Below are 15,326 nucleotides of genomic sequence, written 5' to 3'. Positions count from 1 at the left end.
CGATTCAGCCGAGTGCAGCCTTGATCCGGGTCCCCACCTCGTCGGTGGTCACCGGCTGATCGCCGCGGCCCGCGAGATCGGCAGCGACCGCTTGGTCGATGCGGTCGGCTTCGGCGTCATGACCGAGATGGCGCAGCAGCAGTCCCACCGACAAGATGGCAGCCGTCGGATCGGCCTTGCCCTGCCCGGCGATGTCGGGTGCGCTGCCGTGAACCGGCTCGAACATCGACGGGTTGGTTCCGGTGGCATCGATGTTGCCGGACGCCGCCAAACCGATACCGCCACTGACCGCCGCGGCGATGTCGGTGATGATGTCGCCGAACAAGTTGTCGGTGACGATGACGTCGTAGCGCGACGGGTTGGTGACCATGTAGATGGTTGCCGCGTCGATGTGGTTGTAATCGACCGTCACGTCCGGGAACTCGGCCGCGACCTCGTCGACGGTGCGCTTCCACAGCGACCCGGCGAAGGTCAGCACGTTCGTCTTGTGGATCAGGGTGAGGTGCTTGCGGCGTGCCTGCGCACGCGAGAAAGCATCTCGGACAACACGTTCGACGCCGAAGCGAGTGTTGACACTGACCTCTGTGGCGACCTCGTCGGGGGTGCCCACGCGGATCGCGCCACCGTTTCCGGTGTACGGACCCTCGGTGCCCTCCCGTACCACCACGAAGTCGATGTCAGGATTTCCGGCCAGCGGCGACCGCACGCCCGGGAACAGCTTGCTGGGGCGCAGGTTCACGTGGTGATCGAGAGCAAATCGCATCTTCAGCAGCAGCCCGCGCTCCAGGATGCCCGGCGTCACCGACGGGTCCCCGATCGCGCCGAGAAGGATCGCGTCGTGTTCGCGGATGGCCGCGAGGTCGCTGTCCGTGAGCAGTTCGCCCGTGCGGTGGTAGCGCTGGGCGCCGAGGTCGAACTCGGTCTTCTCGACTCCCGGGAGCACCTGATCGAGGACGTCCAGCGCCTGCGCGACGACCTCGGGTCCGATGCCGTCTCCCGCGATGACAGCCAGTTTCACGACAGGTCCACCTGCTCGATGAGGGTGGCGTCGACGGCCTCGCCGATGGCCTCGACGACAGCTGCCGGAACTTCCTGGCTGACACGGAGCAGGATGGTTGCGCCTTCACCCTCGGCGTCCTGGGAGAGGCCGGCAGCCTGGATGTCGATACCGGCGTTGCCCAGCAGCGTGCCGATCTTGCCGAGCGATCCGGGCTTGTCGCCATAGGCGACAACGAGGTTGCGGCCTTCGGCACGCAGGTCGAAGTTGCGGCCGTTGATGTTCACGACCTTCTCGACCTCGGCCGGACCCGAGAGGGTGCCGGCCACATTCAGCACGGTGCCGTCGCCGAACACAGCGCGCAGGTCGACCAGGTTTCGGTGGTTCGGGCTCTCGGACGCGGTGGTGACCTCCGAGGTGACGCCGCGCTCGGCGGCGAGGGACGGCGCATTGACGAACGTGACAGGTTCTTCGATGACTGCCGAGAACAGGCCGCGCAGAGCGGACAGTCCGAGCACGTCGACGCTCCTGGACGCGATCTCACCACGGACATCTACGGTGAGATTCGCCGGCACCTGGCCGGACAGCGCACCCACCAGGACACCCAGCTTGCGGACGAGCTCGAGCCACGGCGCGACCTCGTCGTCGACAGACCCGCCCGTGATGTTGACTGCGTCGGGAACGAAGTGGCCGGCCAGGGCCAACCGAACACTCTTGGCGACGTCGGTGCCCGCGCGGTCCTGGGCCTCCGAGGTGGACGCACCGAGGTGCGGGGTGACGACGACCTGCGGCAGCTCGAACAGCGGCGAATCGGTGCACGGCTCGGTGGCGTACACGTCGAGCCCGGCAGCGAAGACCTGACCGGACGCGATGGCGTCGGCGAGAGCCTGCTCGTCGATCAGACCGCCACGGGCGGCGTTGACCACGATGACGCCCTTCTTGGTACGGGCCAGCTGCTCGGCGCCGATCAACCCGAGGGTTTCCGGCGTCTTGGGCAGGTGCACCGAGAACATGTCGGCACGCTCGAGGAGTTCATCGAGGCTGACGAGTTCGATGCCGAGCTGCGCGGCGCGAGCCGGGGACACGTAGGGGTCGTACGCGATGATGTTGGTCTCGAAGGCCGCGAGGCGCTGCGCGAACAGCTGTCCGATCCGACCGAGCCCGACGACACCGACGGTCTTGCCGAAGATCTCCACGCCGTTGAAGCTCGACCGCTTCCATTCGTGCTGACGCAGCGTCGCATCAGCTGCGGGGATCTGGCGGGCCGCGGACAGCAGCAGGCTGACGGCGTGCTCTGCGGCGGTGTGGATGTTCGAGGTCGGCGCATTGACGACCATGACACCGCGTTCGGTGGCGGCCGGCACGTCCACGTTGTCCAGGCCTACTCCGGCGCGGGCGACGATCTTCAGATTGGGACCGGCGGCCAGGACCTCGGCATCAACCTGAGTGGCCGACCGGACCAGGATCGCATCGGCGTCCTTGACGGCTTCGAGCAATTTGGGACGATCCGGGCCGTCGACCCAGCGCACCTCGACATCCTCACCCAGTGCAGTAACGGTGGACTGGGCCAATTTGTCGGCGATCAGGACGACTGGGCGGCCGGTGGGACTCACGGTGATTTTCTCCTGGTGTCGGGCCGCGCCCGGTGCTCTACCGGGAGCAAACTCAGTTGGCAACTCCAGCGATCAGCTTAGAGGCCCTCTCCTGCGGATTTCCCGCGGGTGGGTAGAGCGGCAAGCATCCGACCTGCGTGATTAAAGAATCTTCATTCGCGTGCAGGCAATCTAGCTCCCTGTGACTTGCGTTACGGTTATATTGCATCCGGGCGGGGGGCGCTCAGGTGGCCCGCACACACGATTGGGGAATCGAAATGTTCAGGAAACTGCTGGCCGTCTGCGCTGCGATCGCGATGGCCACACTCGTGCTGGTGGGGGCCGGCACGGCGAGCGCGGACCCCGCCAAGGTCACCCTCGGAGGCGGGTCGGGAATCCTCATCCTCACCGGGGGCAACACCGCCGCCGCGTGCACCCTCACCACCATCGGTACCGACAACCGCGGCGACCTCTACGGGCTGACGGCGGCACACTGCGGCGAAGGCGGCCAGCGGGTCATCTCCGAACAGTTCCAGAACCGGGGGCTACTCGGTCGCATCGCGTTCTCCAACCACAAACTCGATTACGCCATCATCAAGTTCGACAACACCAAGGTGACCCCCACCCGCACGGTCGGCGGTGTCACCATCCGCGGCGTCCAGACCACTCCCCCGGCAGTCGGCAGCATCGCCTGCAAAGAAGGCCGCACCACCGGCAATACATGTGGCATCACCTGGTTCTCCAACGGCACCGAACACATCAGCCAGATCTGCGTTGTCGAAGGCGATTCCGGAAGCCCCGTCGTGGTCGGCGACAGGCTCATCGGCATGGTCAATGCCTACTACTTCGTCGGGTGCATCGGGCCGGAGACCGGCACCAACATCAAGGCGCTCCTCGATGACATGCCCAAGCGGGGCGTCGAGGGCTTCAAAGTCTTTTGATCCGTTTCGCACCCTTGCCGTCCACCACGCAGGCGAGAAAGGGCCGCCTGCACGCGAGCGCCAGCGAGCCAAGAACACAGCTGGTGAGATAAAGAACAAACTCGACCACAACAACAAACGCCACCACGACAAAACAAGCCCCGGTCCAAAGGACCGGGGCTTGTTGCGAAAGCTACTGCGTATCAGGCAGTTTCGGTGATCGGACGATCAACCCAGCTCATCAGGTCACGCAACTTCTTACCGGTGACCTCGATCGGGTGCTCGGCGTTCTGCTTGCGCAGGTTTTCGAGCTCCTTGTTGCCGCCTTCGACATTGGCGACGAGACGCTTGACGAAGGTGCCGTCCTGGATGTCCTTCAGGATGCCGCGCATGCGCTCCTTGGTGCCGTCGTCGATGACACGCGGTCCGGACAGGTACCCACCGAACTCGGCGGTGTCGGAGACCGAGTAGTTCATGCGGGCGATGCCGCCTTCGTACATGAGGTCGACGATGAGCTTGAGCTCGTGCAAGACCTCGAAGTACGCCATCTCGGGCGCGTAGCCGGCTTCGACCATGACCTCGAAACCGATCTTGACCAGTTCCTCGGTGCCGCCGCAGAGCACGGCCTGCTCGCCGAAGAGGTCGGTCTCGGTCTCTTCCTTGAACGTGGTCTTGATGACGCCTGCGCGCGCGCCGCCGATCGCCTTGGCGTAGCTCAGCGCGAGAGCTTCGCCCTCACCCTTGGGGTCCTGGTCGATGGCGATGAGGCAAGGCACACCCTTGCCGTCGACGTACTGCCGGCGTACCAGGTGGCCGGGGCCCTTGGGGGCGACCATGCCGACGGTGATGTTGTCGGCCGGCTCGATCAGGTCGAAGTGGATGTTCAGACCGTGACCGAAGAACAGTGCATCGCCGTCGCCCAGGTTCGGCTCGATGTCGTCTTTGAAGATCTGGGCCTGCGAGGTGTCGGGCGCCAGCACCATGATGACGTCGGCCCATGCGGCAGCCTCTGCGGCGGTGAGCACTTTGAGGCCCTGTTCTTCGGCCTTGGCGCGGGACGCGCTGCCCTCGCGCAGACCGATTGCGACGTCGACGCCGGAATCACGCAGGCTCAGCGAGTGAGCGTGTCCCTGGCTGCCGTATCCGATGACCGCAACTTTACGGCCCTGGATGATCGACAGGTCGGCATCGTCGTCGTAGAACATCTCGACTGCCACTTGGTTTTCCCTTCTTCGGTGATCCCCCGGCCCTCATTGGCCAGGGACTAGTTCTTTATTCGACTCGAACTTCTGGTGTGGTGACGAACTCGGCACGACACGAGCCGAGCGCCTGCCCGCGAACGCCTCAGCGTGCCGCCGACATGCTCTTCGGACCTCGACCGAGCGCGACGATGCCCGACTGGGCGATCTCGCGGATGCCGTACGGATCAAGCATTTTCAGCAGTGCCTCGAGCTTGTCGGGAGTACCGGTCGCCTCGACGGTGATCGATTCCGGCGACACGTCGATGACCTTCGCCCGGAACAGGTTGACCACTTCGATCACCTCTCCGCGCGCCGACGCATCCGAGCGCACCTTGATCATCATGAGCTCGCGGGCCACGGAGGTGTCCGGGTCCTGCTCGACGATCTTGATCACGTTGATCAGCTTGTTGAGCTGCTTCGTGACCTGCTCGAGAGGGAAATCCTCGACCGCGACCATGATGGTCATCCGCGAGACACCTTTGAGTTCGGTGGCCCCAACGGCGAGGGACTCGATGTTGAACCCGCGGCGCGAGAACAGAGCCGAGACACGGGCCAGGACACCTGGACGGTCCTCGACGAGCACGCTGAGGGTGTGATGCGTCGTCATTTCGTCTCGTCTTTCTCGTCACTGATCCGGGTGGTCTGCACCGATTCGACGCCGGCGATGTCTCCGCCGGCCATCGTCCGATGGATCTCGGCGGGTTCGGTGGATGCGGCCTCGTCGTCGTCGAACAACGGCCGGATTCCACGGGCCGCCATGATCTCGTCGTTGCCTGTGCCCGCGGCGACCATGGGCCACACCTGGGCGTCGGCACCGACGACGAAGTCGATGACCACCGGACGATCGTTGATCGCACGCGCCTCGGCGAGCACGGCATCGACGTCTTCCTCGCGCTCACAACGCAATCCGACACAGCCGAGTGCTTCGGCGAGCTTCAGGAAGTCCGGGATCCGCACCGACGAATCGGAATGGTGAGTCGAGAGATTGGTGTTGGAGTACCGCTCTTCGTAGAAGAGGGTCTGCCACTGTCGGACCATGCCCAGATTGCCGTTGTTGATGACGGCGACCTTGATGGGGATGCCCTCGATGGCGCAGGTGGCCAGTTCCTGATTGGTCATCTGAAAACAGCCGTCGCCGTCGATGGCCCACACCTCGGTGTCGGGCATACCGAGCTTGGCGCCCATGGCAGCCGGGACGGCGTAGCCCATGGTGCCCAGTCCGCCCGAGTTCAGCCACGTACGCGGCTTCTCGTACGAGATGAACTGGGCGGCCCACATCTGGTGCTGTCCGACACCCGCGCAGTAGATCGCGTCCGGGCCGGCGGTCTTGCCGATCGCCGAGATCACGAACTCCGGCGACATCGAGCCGTCGGCCGGGCGGTCGTAGCTCAACGGGTAGGTACGGCGGATTCCGTCGAGGTAGCTCCACCAGGTGCTCAGGTCCGGCGCAGCCGCGGTGGTCGCCCGCTCGTCACGGATGGCCTCGGTCAGCTCGGTGATCACCGCACGGCAATCCCCGACGATCGGCACGTCCGCGTGCCGGTTCTTGCCGATCTCGGCAGGGTCGATGTCGGCGTGGATGACCTTGGCATCGGGAGCGAACGAATCGAGCGCGCCGGTGACACGGTCGTCGAAGCGTGCGCCGAGGGTGATCAGCAGGTCGCTGCGCTGAAGGGCCGCGACCGCGGCAACCGTTCCGTGCATTCCGGGCATTCCGAGGTGCAGCTTGTGGCTGTCGGGGAACGCGCCGCGGGCCATGAGGGTGGTGACCACGGGAATACCGGTCAGTTCGGCCAGCTCGAGCAGCTCATCGGAGGAGTCGGACTTGATGACCCCGCCACCGACATAGAGCACAGGTGAACGCGACGACGCGATGAGCCTGGCGGCTTCCCGGACCTGTTTGCCGTGAGGCTTGGTGACAGGACGGTAGCCGGGCAGATCGAGCTGCGGCGGCCACGAGAACGTGGTCTGGGCCTGCAACACATCTTTGGGGATGTCGACGAGAACCGCTCCGGGACGGCCACTTTCGGCGATGTGGAACGCTTCGGCCATCACCTTCGCGATCTCCGCACCACTGTTGACCAAGAAGTTGTGCTTCGTGATCGGCATGGTGATACCGGAGATGTCGGCTTCCTGGAAGGCGTCGGTACCGATCAACGCGCGCCCGACCTGCCCGGTGATCGCGACGATGGGCACCGAGTCCATCTGCGCGTCGGCCAGGGGCGTGACCAGGTTGGTGGCACCGGGACCGGAGGTCGCCATGCACACCCCGACGCGTCCGGTGGCCTGCGCGTAACCGGTGGCGGCATGGCCGGCCCCCTGCTCATGGCGGACCAGGACGTGGCGGACCTGCTTGGAGTCGAACAGTGGGTCGTAGACCGGGAGGACCGCTCCGCCGGGAATGCCGAAGACCGCATCGACGCCGAGTTCCTCGAGGGCGCGCACTACTGCCTTGGCACCACTGACCCGCTCGGGTGCCACCGTTCGACGGGGACCGGTTGCGGACGGGGCTACCGGCGAACCATTCCCTGGCGTACGCCGCGGGGCGACGGGCCCCTTGGCCTGCTGCGTTGTCTGACCACCGGGGTGGGACCCCGGCTGGGTGCGTGCTGCTGGTGCGCTCACTGCACCTTCCCTCTGTTCGGACACCACGGCCCTGGGCCGTATGCGTCGGTGGACAACAAAAAACCCCCGACAGCCGTTGCTGTGCGAGGGTGGCGCGTCGATGCTTTGTGAGTACTCGTGGGAGATACCCGGTCAGGCGATGACGCGCCGGCCGAGTACGAGAATCTGTTTTTGCATCACAGTTAGCCAGGCTAGAACTGCGGATGCAGTGAGTCAAACTCCTTGAGATCTGATCCCACATCGTGGGATCGCTTCAACGCCCGGGCCGCAGGGCTGTGTTCATCGCCGATTCCGTCTGCGTCTTTGGGGATGCCACAATGTCTCGGTGTCCGAGACCGAATCGATCGAGCTGCCCGCGGTGTTCCGCATCACTCCGGTCGCCTACTTTGCTGCGTTCATGATGGCGGTGACGTCGCTGGCCCTGGCGGGGGCGTCGTTGCGCTATCTCGGCTGGACCCTGGTGGTGCCGATCCTGCTGGCCTTGTGGATCCATCGGCTGCGCACCATCGTCACCGAGGACGGGGTCACTGCTGTGAGTCTGCGGGGTCGCCGGTCGGCAACGTGGGACCAGATCGCCGGACTGCAATTTCCCAAGTGGGGCGCCGTGCGTGCGGTCCGGACCGACAAGTCCAAACTCGTGCTGCCCGCCATCACCTTCCGTGACCTACCTCGCCTGTCGGCGGCCAGCCGCGGCCGCATACCCGACCCCTACGCGATCGACAGCCCCGAGCAGGAACGGATAGCCGAGGTCGTGGAGCCCACACCCGGGCCGACCTCGTCGACCGATGACGCCATCTCCGACAACGATGGAGAGTCTGGCACCAAACCCGACGAGGGCACGACCACCTGAATCCTGAGGGTCTCTCCGCCGGACCCGTCCGCGTCGAGATGATCAGCGTCGAGATGATCAGCGTCGACTCCGCATGCGCCGAAACCCGCACTGAGCACTACTGAATACGTACGGCCGCGCAAATGCGGCCGCGCGCACCGGCGTACGGTTGACCGCGCAACTATTCCGTGCCGCAGCCCGGCCGGATCTGGTCGAGCAATCGAGGAATCAGCAGCCATGCCGAATTTGAGGTCACGCACCACCACCGTCGGACGTAATGCGTCAGGCGCCCGCTCGCTCTGGCGCGCCACCGGGATGACCGACGACGATTTCGGCAAACCGATTGTGGCCATTGCCAATTCGTACACCCAGTTCGTACCCGGCCATGTGCACCTCAAGGACGTGGGCGAAATCGTCGCGGACGCTGTTCGTGCCGCGGGAGGCGTGCCGAGGGAGTTTCACACCATCGCTGTCGACGATGGCATCGCGATGGGCCACGACGGCATGCTCTACTCGCTGCCCAGCCGGGAGATCATCGCCGATTCGGTGGAGTACATGGTCAACGCCCACACTGCCGACGCGCTGGTGTGTATCTCCAACTGCGACAAGATCACCCCGGGAATGCTGAATGCCGCCATGCGGCTCGACATCCCCACCGTCTTCGTCTCGGGCGGACCGATGGAGGCCGGCAAAGCCGTCGTCGTCGGAGACACGGTGCATCCCTCGTCAGACCTGATCACGTCGATCTCGGCCTCTGCCAACGACGCCGTCGACGATGCCGCGCTCCGGGAGGTCGAATTAGCCGCGTGCCCGACCTGCGGTTCGTGCTCGGGCATGTTCACGGCCAATTCCATGAACTGCCTCACCGAGGCGCTGGGACTGGCCCTGCCGGGCAACGGTTCCACCCTCGCGACCCACGAAGCGCGCCGCAGTCTGTTCAGCAGGGCCGGACAGGTGATCGTAGAGGCAGCGCTGCGGTACTACCGAGACGATGACGAGTCGGTGCTCCCCCGGAACATCGCGACTCCCAGTGCATTCCGCAACGCCATGGCGCTCGACGTGGCCATGGGCGGCTCGACGAACACCGTTCTGCACGTATTGGCTGCCGCCCAGGAAGGCGAGGTCCGCGACTTTGATCTCACGGTCATCGATGAGATCAGCCGTCGGGTGCCCTGCTTGTCGAAGGTGTCGCCAAACTCGGACTACCACATGGAAGACGTGCACAGGGCCGGCGGTATCGCCGCCATCCTGGGCGAACTCCGTCGGGCAGGACTGCTCGACGACACCACCAGCACGGTTCATTCGCCGACGATGGCTGCCTTCCTCGACGACTGGGACATCCGCGGCGGCAAAGCAACCGACGAGGCCTTCGAGCTGTTCCACGCCGCCCCCGGTGGCGTTCGCACCACCACACCGTTCTCGACTGCGAATCGATGGAGTTCTCTCGACACCGATGCTGCCGGCGGATGCATCCGCGACATCGAGCACGCCTACACGGTCGAAGGCGGGTTGTGCGTGCTGCGCGGCAACCTCGCCGAGGACGGCGCGGTACTGAAGACGGCCGGCATCGACGAGGAACTGTGGCACTTCCAGGGCCCGGCTCGCGTGGTCGAGTCCCAGGACGAAGCCGTTCAGGTCATCCTGAGCAAGACCATCCAGGCCGGCGAGGTGCTGGTGGTGCGCTACGAGGGTCCTGCTGGTGGGCCCGGTATGCAGGAGATGCTGCATCCCACCGCCTTCATGAAGGGCACGGGCATGGGCAAGAAGTGCGCGCTCATCACCGACGGGCGTTTTTCGGGTGGTTCCTCGGGCCTGTCGGTCGGTCACATCTCGCCGGAAGCGGCCGCGGGTGGTGTCATCGGACTCATCGAGGACGGCGACCAGGTGCTGATCGACGTGAAGACCCGCAAGCTGGAAGTTCTCGTCGACGACGAGGTCCTCGCCGATCGCCGAGCGAAGATGGACGCATCCGAACGCCCGTGGCAGCCGATGCAAGCCCGCGATCGTAAGGTGACCACTGCGCTGCGCGCGTACGCCAAGCTCGCCACGTCAGCCGACAAGGGCGCGGTGCGCCAGGTCGATTGACCAGTCTCGATCGGCCCCGAGATCCGCCCGCTGCAAGGCCGCCGAGGGACATATGCCCCCGGCGGCCCGCCACGGCGACGAAGTTGGCGACGTTGCGAAGGGCCTGACTACTGGGCCGGGTTGCCCGGAGATTCGAACGGGTTGGTTCCGTTGAACAGGAACCAGATCGCCACCGGTGCGGCGATGCCGACAACAAGCCAGGCGACCGATCCGATGAACGGCCGGGTGGCCCAGCCCCGGTTGAAGTCGAGAGAGATACGGCCTGGCCCGGTCAAGATGATCACCGCGGCCGCAAGACCGAGGAACAGTTCGTACTCGATGCCCTTGTTGGTGAAGTCGGGGTCGACGGCGAAGAACCACACGCCACCCGCGAGGGTCGACTTGAACAGAGCGGCCACAACCATGACGCCCAGGACCGCCGCGCCCGCGATCGGAGTCAGCAGTCCGAGCACCAGCATCAACCCGCCGATGGTCTCCGAGAGCGCGCCCAGCACGGCAAGCCACTTGGCGGCATCCGGGTTGAACCCGATGTTGGTGTTCGCCGAATTGACGAGGTAGTCCTCGAAGCCGCTGAGCCGGGGGCCGTTCCACCATCCGAATAGCTTCTGGCTCCCATGGGCCATCGCGATCAGGCCGATACCCACCCGCAGGATCAGCAATCCCAGATCGGTGGTCCCACGCCGCACGGGCGCTTCGGTGACCACCGGACCGACGGGTTCGGGCTCAGCCGGACCGCGGGTGGCGAAGTCGTCATCGTCGTCGTACCGCGGCTGCGGGCCGTGCTGACGATGGAAGTCGTCCCGGTCCACACCCGCCGCGGTCGGAATCCGGGTTGTCGCGGTGGAGGGCGCCGCTGCAGCGGGCCTGGCCACCACATCGGTGTCCTGACGGGACAGATCGTCGTCGACCGCCTGACCACCGGCCGGCGTCGCGCCGGCAGGCTGCTTACGCATGGTCGGGATCTGTTCGGTCTCTTCCAGTTCCGCCTCGTCCTGGGCGAACTGACCACTTTCACCAGAGCGAGGAGAGCGGTAGGGCGCGTAGCCATAGGCGCCGGTATCGCCTTCCGGCCGGGTCGCCTGCGGGTCGCGCGCCGCACTCTGCGGCACTCCGATCTGTTCGGTGGGCTCGTCGTAGGGGCTCGACCCCTGGCCGTCAGGATCTCGTTCGGTCACAGTTCGACCTTAGAGGCTCACCGGGCAACCCAAGTGTTCGCCGGGCCGGGCGCGCCCGATCAGTAGGGTGGACGCCATGACAATGCACCACGGGTCTGCGATCGCACGGATCGTGATCATGCTGGTGGCGGCAGCCACCGTGGTGACCGGATGCGCCGACGGCTTCGCAGAGCAGGACCGCAACCGCGACGCCGGCCAGTTCTCCACCAACCCCAACCCGCCGTTGCAGCAGCAGGAACAGACACCGAGCAGCCCGCCACCGACCGATCCGGGCGCTCCGACGGGTCCCTGCCCGGACCCCGACCCGACCGTCATCGCCACGTGTCTCGACACCACCAGCGGCGTGCTCCCCGGAAATGCCGACGCGACGGCGACCGTGGTCGCGCAACGCACCACGGGAAAGATCGTGCGCACCAAGCGCGGCGGGCCAACTCAGGACGTGGCCCAGTTCGAGGTCGATGCCTCCGGCGACGGCGGCCTGCTGGACTTCGCGTTCTCACCCGATTTCGCGCAGGATCAGTTGCTCTACGCCTACATCACCACCCCGACCGACAACCGGGTTGTCCGGCTGGCCCCGAATGACGTGCCCAAGCCGATTCTCGTTGGCATCCCCAAGGGCCCGGTCGGGAACATGGGAACCCTCTACTTCAAGAGTCCGACCGAATTGCTGGTGGCCACCGGCGACGCAGGCGATCCACAGTCGGCGTCTGACCCGTCATCTCTCGCGGGCAAGATTCTGTCGGTCACGGACCTGGCATCGGGCAGCACCACCCCACCCCGGGTCCTGACTTCGGGACTGGGATCGAATCCAGCCTTGTGCCCCGACGTCGCCACCGGTGCGCTGTACCTGACCGACCGCGCCCCCGCCGAGGACCGCCTCCAGCTGATCAGTGCCACCGGGGTGGCGCGCACGTTGTGGACCTGGCCCGACAAACCCGAAACCGCGGGATGTGCTGCGGTCAACGGCATGATCATGGTGTCGCAGACCAGGACTCAACGACTTCAGGCCCTGGCGGCGCCGACCGAGGAGAAGCCCACCACGGCTGAACCGGTCACCGTGCTGGAGAAGCGATACGGGTCGCTCGGACGCCTCACGGCTGTACCCGGAGGCCTCTTTCAGGTTGCGACGGTGAACAAGCAGACCGGTACGGCCGGCCCCACAGACGATCGGGTGATCATCATCCCGATGCCGCAGGGCCCCGCCGACACCAACATCTGAACCGCTACTGGCAGGCGGCCAGAACCAGTTCCTTGACCCGGGCCGGATCTGCCTGTCCCCGTGTGGCCTTCATGACATCGCCGACGATCTTGCCTGCGGCGGCCACCTTGCCGCTGCGGATCTTCTCCGCGATGTCGGGGTTGTTGGTCAACGCCTCGTCGACCGCCTTCTGCAGAGCGGAATCGTCGCGCACGACCTCCAGGCCCCGGTCGGCGATGATCTGTTCGGGTTCGCCCTCACCGTCGAGCACTGCCGTTACGACCTGCTGCGCGAGCTTGTTGGTGAGTTTGCCCTCGTCGACGAGAGCGACAACTGCCGCAACCTGCTTCGGGGTGATCGGCAGATCCGCCAGCTCATTGCCCCGGGAATTCGCCTGCTGGGCCAGGAATGACACCCACCAACCGCGCGCGGCGTCCACCGACGCACCGGCCTCCACCGTCGCGATGATCAGATCCACGGCACCGAGGTTCACCAGGTCACGCATCACCTCGTCGGACAGACCCCACTCCTGCTGGATCCGTGCGCGCCGCAGCCAAGGCAGTTCGGGGATGGTCTCGCGGAGTTCCTCGATCCAAGCCGAATCGGGTTGCACCGGAGGCAGATCCGGTTCCGGGAAATAGCGGTAGTCCTCCGCGGTTTCCTTGCGGCGCCCGGCAGAGGTGGATCCGTCGGACTCCTGGAAGTGCCGGGTCTCCTGAATGATGTCGACCCCGGACTTGAGCAGCGCACCCTGGCGCCGCATCTCGTATCGGACCGCGACCTCGACACTCTTGAGTGAGTTGACGTTCTTGGTCTCGGTGCGGGTACCGAACTCGGTGGCGCCCTTGGGCATCAACGACAGGTTGGCGTCGCAGCGCATCGAGCCCTGGTCCATACGGACGTCGGAGACACCGAGCGACTTCAGCAGATCACGCAGTGCGGTGACATACGCGCGGGCGACCTCCGGTGCCCGCTCCCCCGCACCTTCGATCGGCTTGGAGACGATCTCGATCAGTGGCACGCCCGCGCGGTTGTAATCGAGCAGCGAGTGGCTCGCGCCGTGGATGCGACCGGTGGATCCGACATGCAGAGATTTGCCGGTGTCCTCCTCCATGTGTGCCCGCTCGATCTCGACGCGCCAGGTGGTGCCGTCGTCGAGCGCGACGTCCAGGTAACCGTCGTACGCGATGGGGTCGTCGTACTGCGAGATCTGGTAGTTCTTCGGCTGATCCGGGTAGAAGTAGTTCTTCCGAGCGAAGGTGCTCGACGGACGGATCGAGCAATTGAGGGCCAGGCCGATGCGGATCGCCGACTCGATGGCCTTCTCGTTCGCCACCGGCAGCGAGCCCGGCAAGCCGATGCAGACAGGGCACACCTGGGTGTTCGGTTCGGCACCGAAGGTGGTGGGGCAGCCGCAGAACATCTTGGTGTTGGTGCCCAGCTCGACATGCACCTCCATGCCCATCACGGGGTCGAATTCGGAAATGACATCGTCGTAGTCGAGCAGTTCGGTCATGCACCGAGTTTAACTGGCCCCCACACCCCCGATGATGTGCCCTTTTGGCGGCGCTCACCTGGGCTTTTACCCGCCATAAGGGCACATCATCGGGGTGGGGAGTCAGCCGAAGAAGGCCGCGGCGTCTTCGTAGCGGTTCTGGGGAACGAGTTTGAGCTCCTTGGTGGCCTCGCCGATGGGCACCAATCCGATGTTCGGCCCTTGGAGGCTGACCATCATCCCGTAGTCCCCGTTGTGCGCGGCGTCGGCAGCGTTCACGCCGAATCGGGTGGCCAACACCCGGTCGTAAGGTGTCGGTTTGCCACCGCGCTGCACGTGGCCGAGCACGGTCGTCCGTACTTCCTTGTTGATCCGGCGCTCGATCTCGACGGCGAGCTGTTGAGCGACTCCGGTGAACCGCTCGTGTCCGAACTCGTCGAGTCCACCTTTGAGCACCGAGAAATTACTGCCCTCGGCCGGTTTCGCCCCCTCGGCGACCACGCAGATGAAATGGGAGTCACCGCGCTGGAAGCGGCGTTTGACCAGACGGCACACCTCTTCGACGTCAAACGGCTGTTCGGGGATGAGGATCATGTGTGCGCCGGATGCGATGCCCGAATGCAGGGCGATCCAGCCGGCGTGGCGGCCCATCACCTCCACCAGCATCACACGCTGATGCGACTCGGCGGTGCTGTGCAGACGATCGATGGCGTCGGTCGCGACGGTCAGCGCGGTGTCGAACCCGAACGTCACGTCGGTGCAATTGATGTCGTTGTCGATGGTCTTGGGCACCCCGACCACCGGGACGCCTTCATCGGACAGCCAGGACGCGGCGGTCAACGTGCCCTCGCCGCCGATCGGGATCAGTACGTCGATGCCGTTGTCGTCCAATGTCTGCCGGATCTGGTCGAGGCCGGCACGCAGCTTGTCCGGATGTGTGCGCGCAGTACCCAGCATGGTGCCGCCCTTCGCGAGCAGCCGATCGTTCCGGTCGTCGGCGGCGAGATGGATCCGCCGGTCCTCGAGCAATCCCCGCCAGCCGTCGAGGAATCCGACCACCGCCGACCCGTACCGGACCTCGCTGGTCCGGACCACGGCCCGGATCACAGCGTTCAATCCTGGGCAGTCACCGCCACCGGTTAGCACTCCAATGCGCATCTGGTGTTCCC

Annotated in this window: 12 protein-coding genes; 4 read left to right on the top strand and 8 right to left on the bottom strand. The window is 65.4% G+C overall.

Annotated elements, in window-relative coordinates; genetic code table 11:
- Positions 1–4: 4 nt before the first annotated feature.
- Positions 5–1,018 carry a 3-isopropylmalate dehydrogenase gene (locus CSW57_RS19525; protein WP_099384182.1) on the bottom strand — a complete coding sequence of 338 codons (1,014 nt, stop codon included), beginning with the start codon at positions 1,016–1,018 and terminating at the stop codon, positions 5–7.
- Positions 1,015–2,610: a phosphoglycerate dehydrogenase gene (serA, locus tag CSW57_RS19520; RefSeq protein WP_099384181.1), complete on the bottom strand. Its 1,596-nt coding sequence runs from the start codon at positions 2,608–2,610 to the stop codon at positions 1,015–1,017. The genes CSW57_RS19525 and serA overlap by 4 nt, the downstream gene beginning before the upstream one ends.
- Positions 2,611–2,867: 257 nt before the next feature.
- Between serA and CSW57_RS19515 the strand changes: the two genes are divergently transcribed.
- Positions 2,868–3,530 carry a S1 family peptidase gene (locus CSW57_RS19515; protein WP_189339330.1) on the top strand — a complete coding sequence of 221 codons (663 nt, stop codon included), beginning with the start codon at positions 2,868–2,870 and terminating at the stop codon, positions 3,528–3,530.
- A gap of 182 nt (positions 3,531–3,712) precedes the next feature.
- Here the strand turns inward: CSW57_RS19515 and ilvC are convergent, their stop codons facing one another.
- The 3 genes from ilvC to CSW57_RS19500 all read right to left on the bottom strand — a co-directional run bounded on the left by ilvC (position 3,713) and on the right by CSW57_RS19500 (position 7,375).
- Positions 3,713–4,714, bottom strand: a complete 1,002-nt coding sequence (ilvC, locus tag CSW57_RS19510) for a ketol-acid reductoisomerase (protein ID WP_189339378.1) — start codon at positions 4,712–4,714, stop codon at positions 3,713–3,715.
- A gap of 139 nt (positions 4,715–4,853) precedes the next feature.
- The gene (ilvN, locus tag CSW57_RS19505) at positions 4,854–5,357 is read right to left on the bottom strand and encodes an acetolactate synthase small subunit (protein ID WP_023963810.1); all 504 of its coding nucleotides are present in this window, start codon (positions 5,355–5,357) and stop codon (positions 4,854–4,856) included.
- The gene (locus CSW57_RS19500) at positions 5,354–7,375 is read right to left on the bottom strand and encodes an acetolactate synthase large subunit (protein ID WP_189339329.1); all 2,022 of its coding nucleotides are present in this window, start codon (positions 7,373–7,375) and stop codon (positions 5,354–5,356) included. Before CSW57_RS19500 ends, ilvN begins: the two co-directional genes overlap by 4 nt.
- 325 nt (positions 7,376–7,700) lie before the next feature.
- Between CSW57_RS19500 and CSW57_RS19495 the strand changes: the two genes are divergently transcribed.
- Entirely contained in the window at positions 7,701–8,225 is a 525-nt protein-coding gene (locus CSW57_RS19495) for a PH domain-containing protein (RefSeq protein ID WP_223249353.1), read from the top strand.
- Positions 8,226–8,441: 216 nt separating this feature from the next.
- A complete protein-coding gene (ilvD, locus tag CSW57_RS19490) occupies positions 8,442–10,289 on the top strand; it encodes a dihydroxy-acid dehydratase (RefSeq protein ID WP_099384179.1) in 1,848 nt (615 codons plus the stop codon).
- Positions 10,290–10,396: 107 nt separating this feature from the next.
- On the opposite strand, the gene CSW57_RS19485 is transcribed toward ilvD, so the two are convergent.
- Complete coding sequence (locus CSW57_RS19485) at positions 10,397–11,464, bottom strand: DoxX family protein (RefSeq protein ID WP_223249352.1); 1,068 nt, start codon at positions 11,462–11,464, stop codon at positions 10,397–10,399.
- An 82-nt stretch (positions 11,465–11,546) separates the two neighbouring features.
- Between CSW57_RS19485 and CSW57_RS19480 the strand changes: the two genes are divergently transcribed.
- Complete coding sequence (locus CSW57_RS19480) at positions 11,547–12,683, top strand: PQQ-dependent sugar dehydrogenase (RefSeq protein ID WP_099384178.1); 1,137 nt, start codon at positions 11,547–11,549, stop codon at positions 12,681–12,683.
- 4 nt (positions 12,684–12,687) lie between these two features.
- Here the strand turns inward: CSW57_RS19480 and gatB are convergent, their stop codons facing one another.
- Together gatB and CSW57_RS19470 are read right to left on the bottom strand one after the other, a co-directional pair.
- The gene (gene gatB / locus CSW57_RS19475; RefSeq protein ID WP_099384177.1) at positions 12,688–14,178 is read right to left on the bottom strand and encodes an Asp-tRNA(Asn)/Glu-tRNA(Gln) amidotransferase subunit GatB; all 1,491 of its coding nucleotides are present in this window, start codon (positions 14,176–14,178) and stop codon (positions 12,688–12,690) included.
- A 102-nt stretch (positions 14,179–14,280) separates the two neighbouring features.
- On the bottom strand, positions 14,281–15,315 hold the full coding sequence (locus CSW57_RS19470; RefSeq protein WP_023963826.1) for an ATP-dependent 6-phosphofructokinase: 1,035 nt from the start codon (positions 15,313–15,315) through the stop codon (positions 14,281–14,283).
- Positions 15,316–15,326 lie beyond the last annotated feature (11 nt).

The organism is Williamsia muralis (genome assembly GCF_002735905.1).
In the GTDB taxonomy this organism is placed as follows: Bacteria; Actinomycetota; Actinomycetes; order Mycobacteriales; family Mycobacteriaceae; genus Williamsia; species Williamsia muralis_A.
The sequence above is the reverse complement of the archived record's forward strand: the minus strand, read 5'-3'. Positions and strand labels throughout refer to the sequence as shown.

Bases quoted from the DNA above. Each gene is read 5' to 3' on its own strand.
- ilvN (WP_023963810.1), bottom strand. From the start codon at position 5,357: ATGACGACGCATCACACCCTCAGCGTGCTCGTCGAGGACCGTCCAGGT.
- ilvD (WP_099384179.1), top strand. From the start codon at position 8,442: ATGCCGAATTTGAGGTCACGCACCACCACCGTCGGACGTAATGCGTCA.
- CSW57_RS19470 (WP_023963826.1), bottom strand. From the start codon at position 15,315: ATGCGCATTGGAGTGCTAACCGGTGGCGGTGACTGCCCAGGATTGAAC.
- CSW57_RS19515 (WP_189339330.1), top strand. From the start codon at position 2,868: ATGTTCAGGAAACTGCTGGCCGTCTGCGCTGCGATCGCGATGGCCACA.
- CSW57_RS19480 (WP_099384178.1), top strand. From the start codon at position 11,547: ATGCACCACGGGTCTGCGATCGCACGGATCGTGATCATGCTGGTGGCG.
- ilvC (WP_189339378.1), bottom strand. From the start codon at position 4,714: ATGTTCTACGACGACGATGCCGACCTGTCGATCATCCAGGGCCGTAAA.
- gatB (WP_099384177.1), bottom strand. From the start codon at position 14,178: ATGACCGAACTGCTCGACTACGACGATGTCATTTCCGAATTCGACCCC.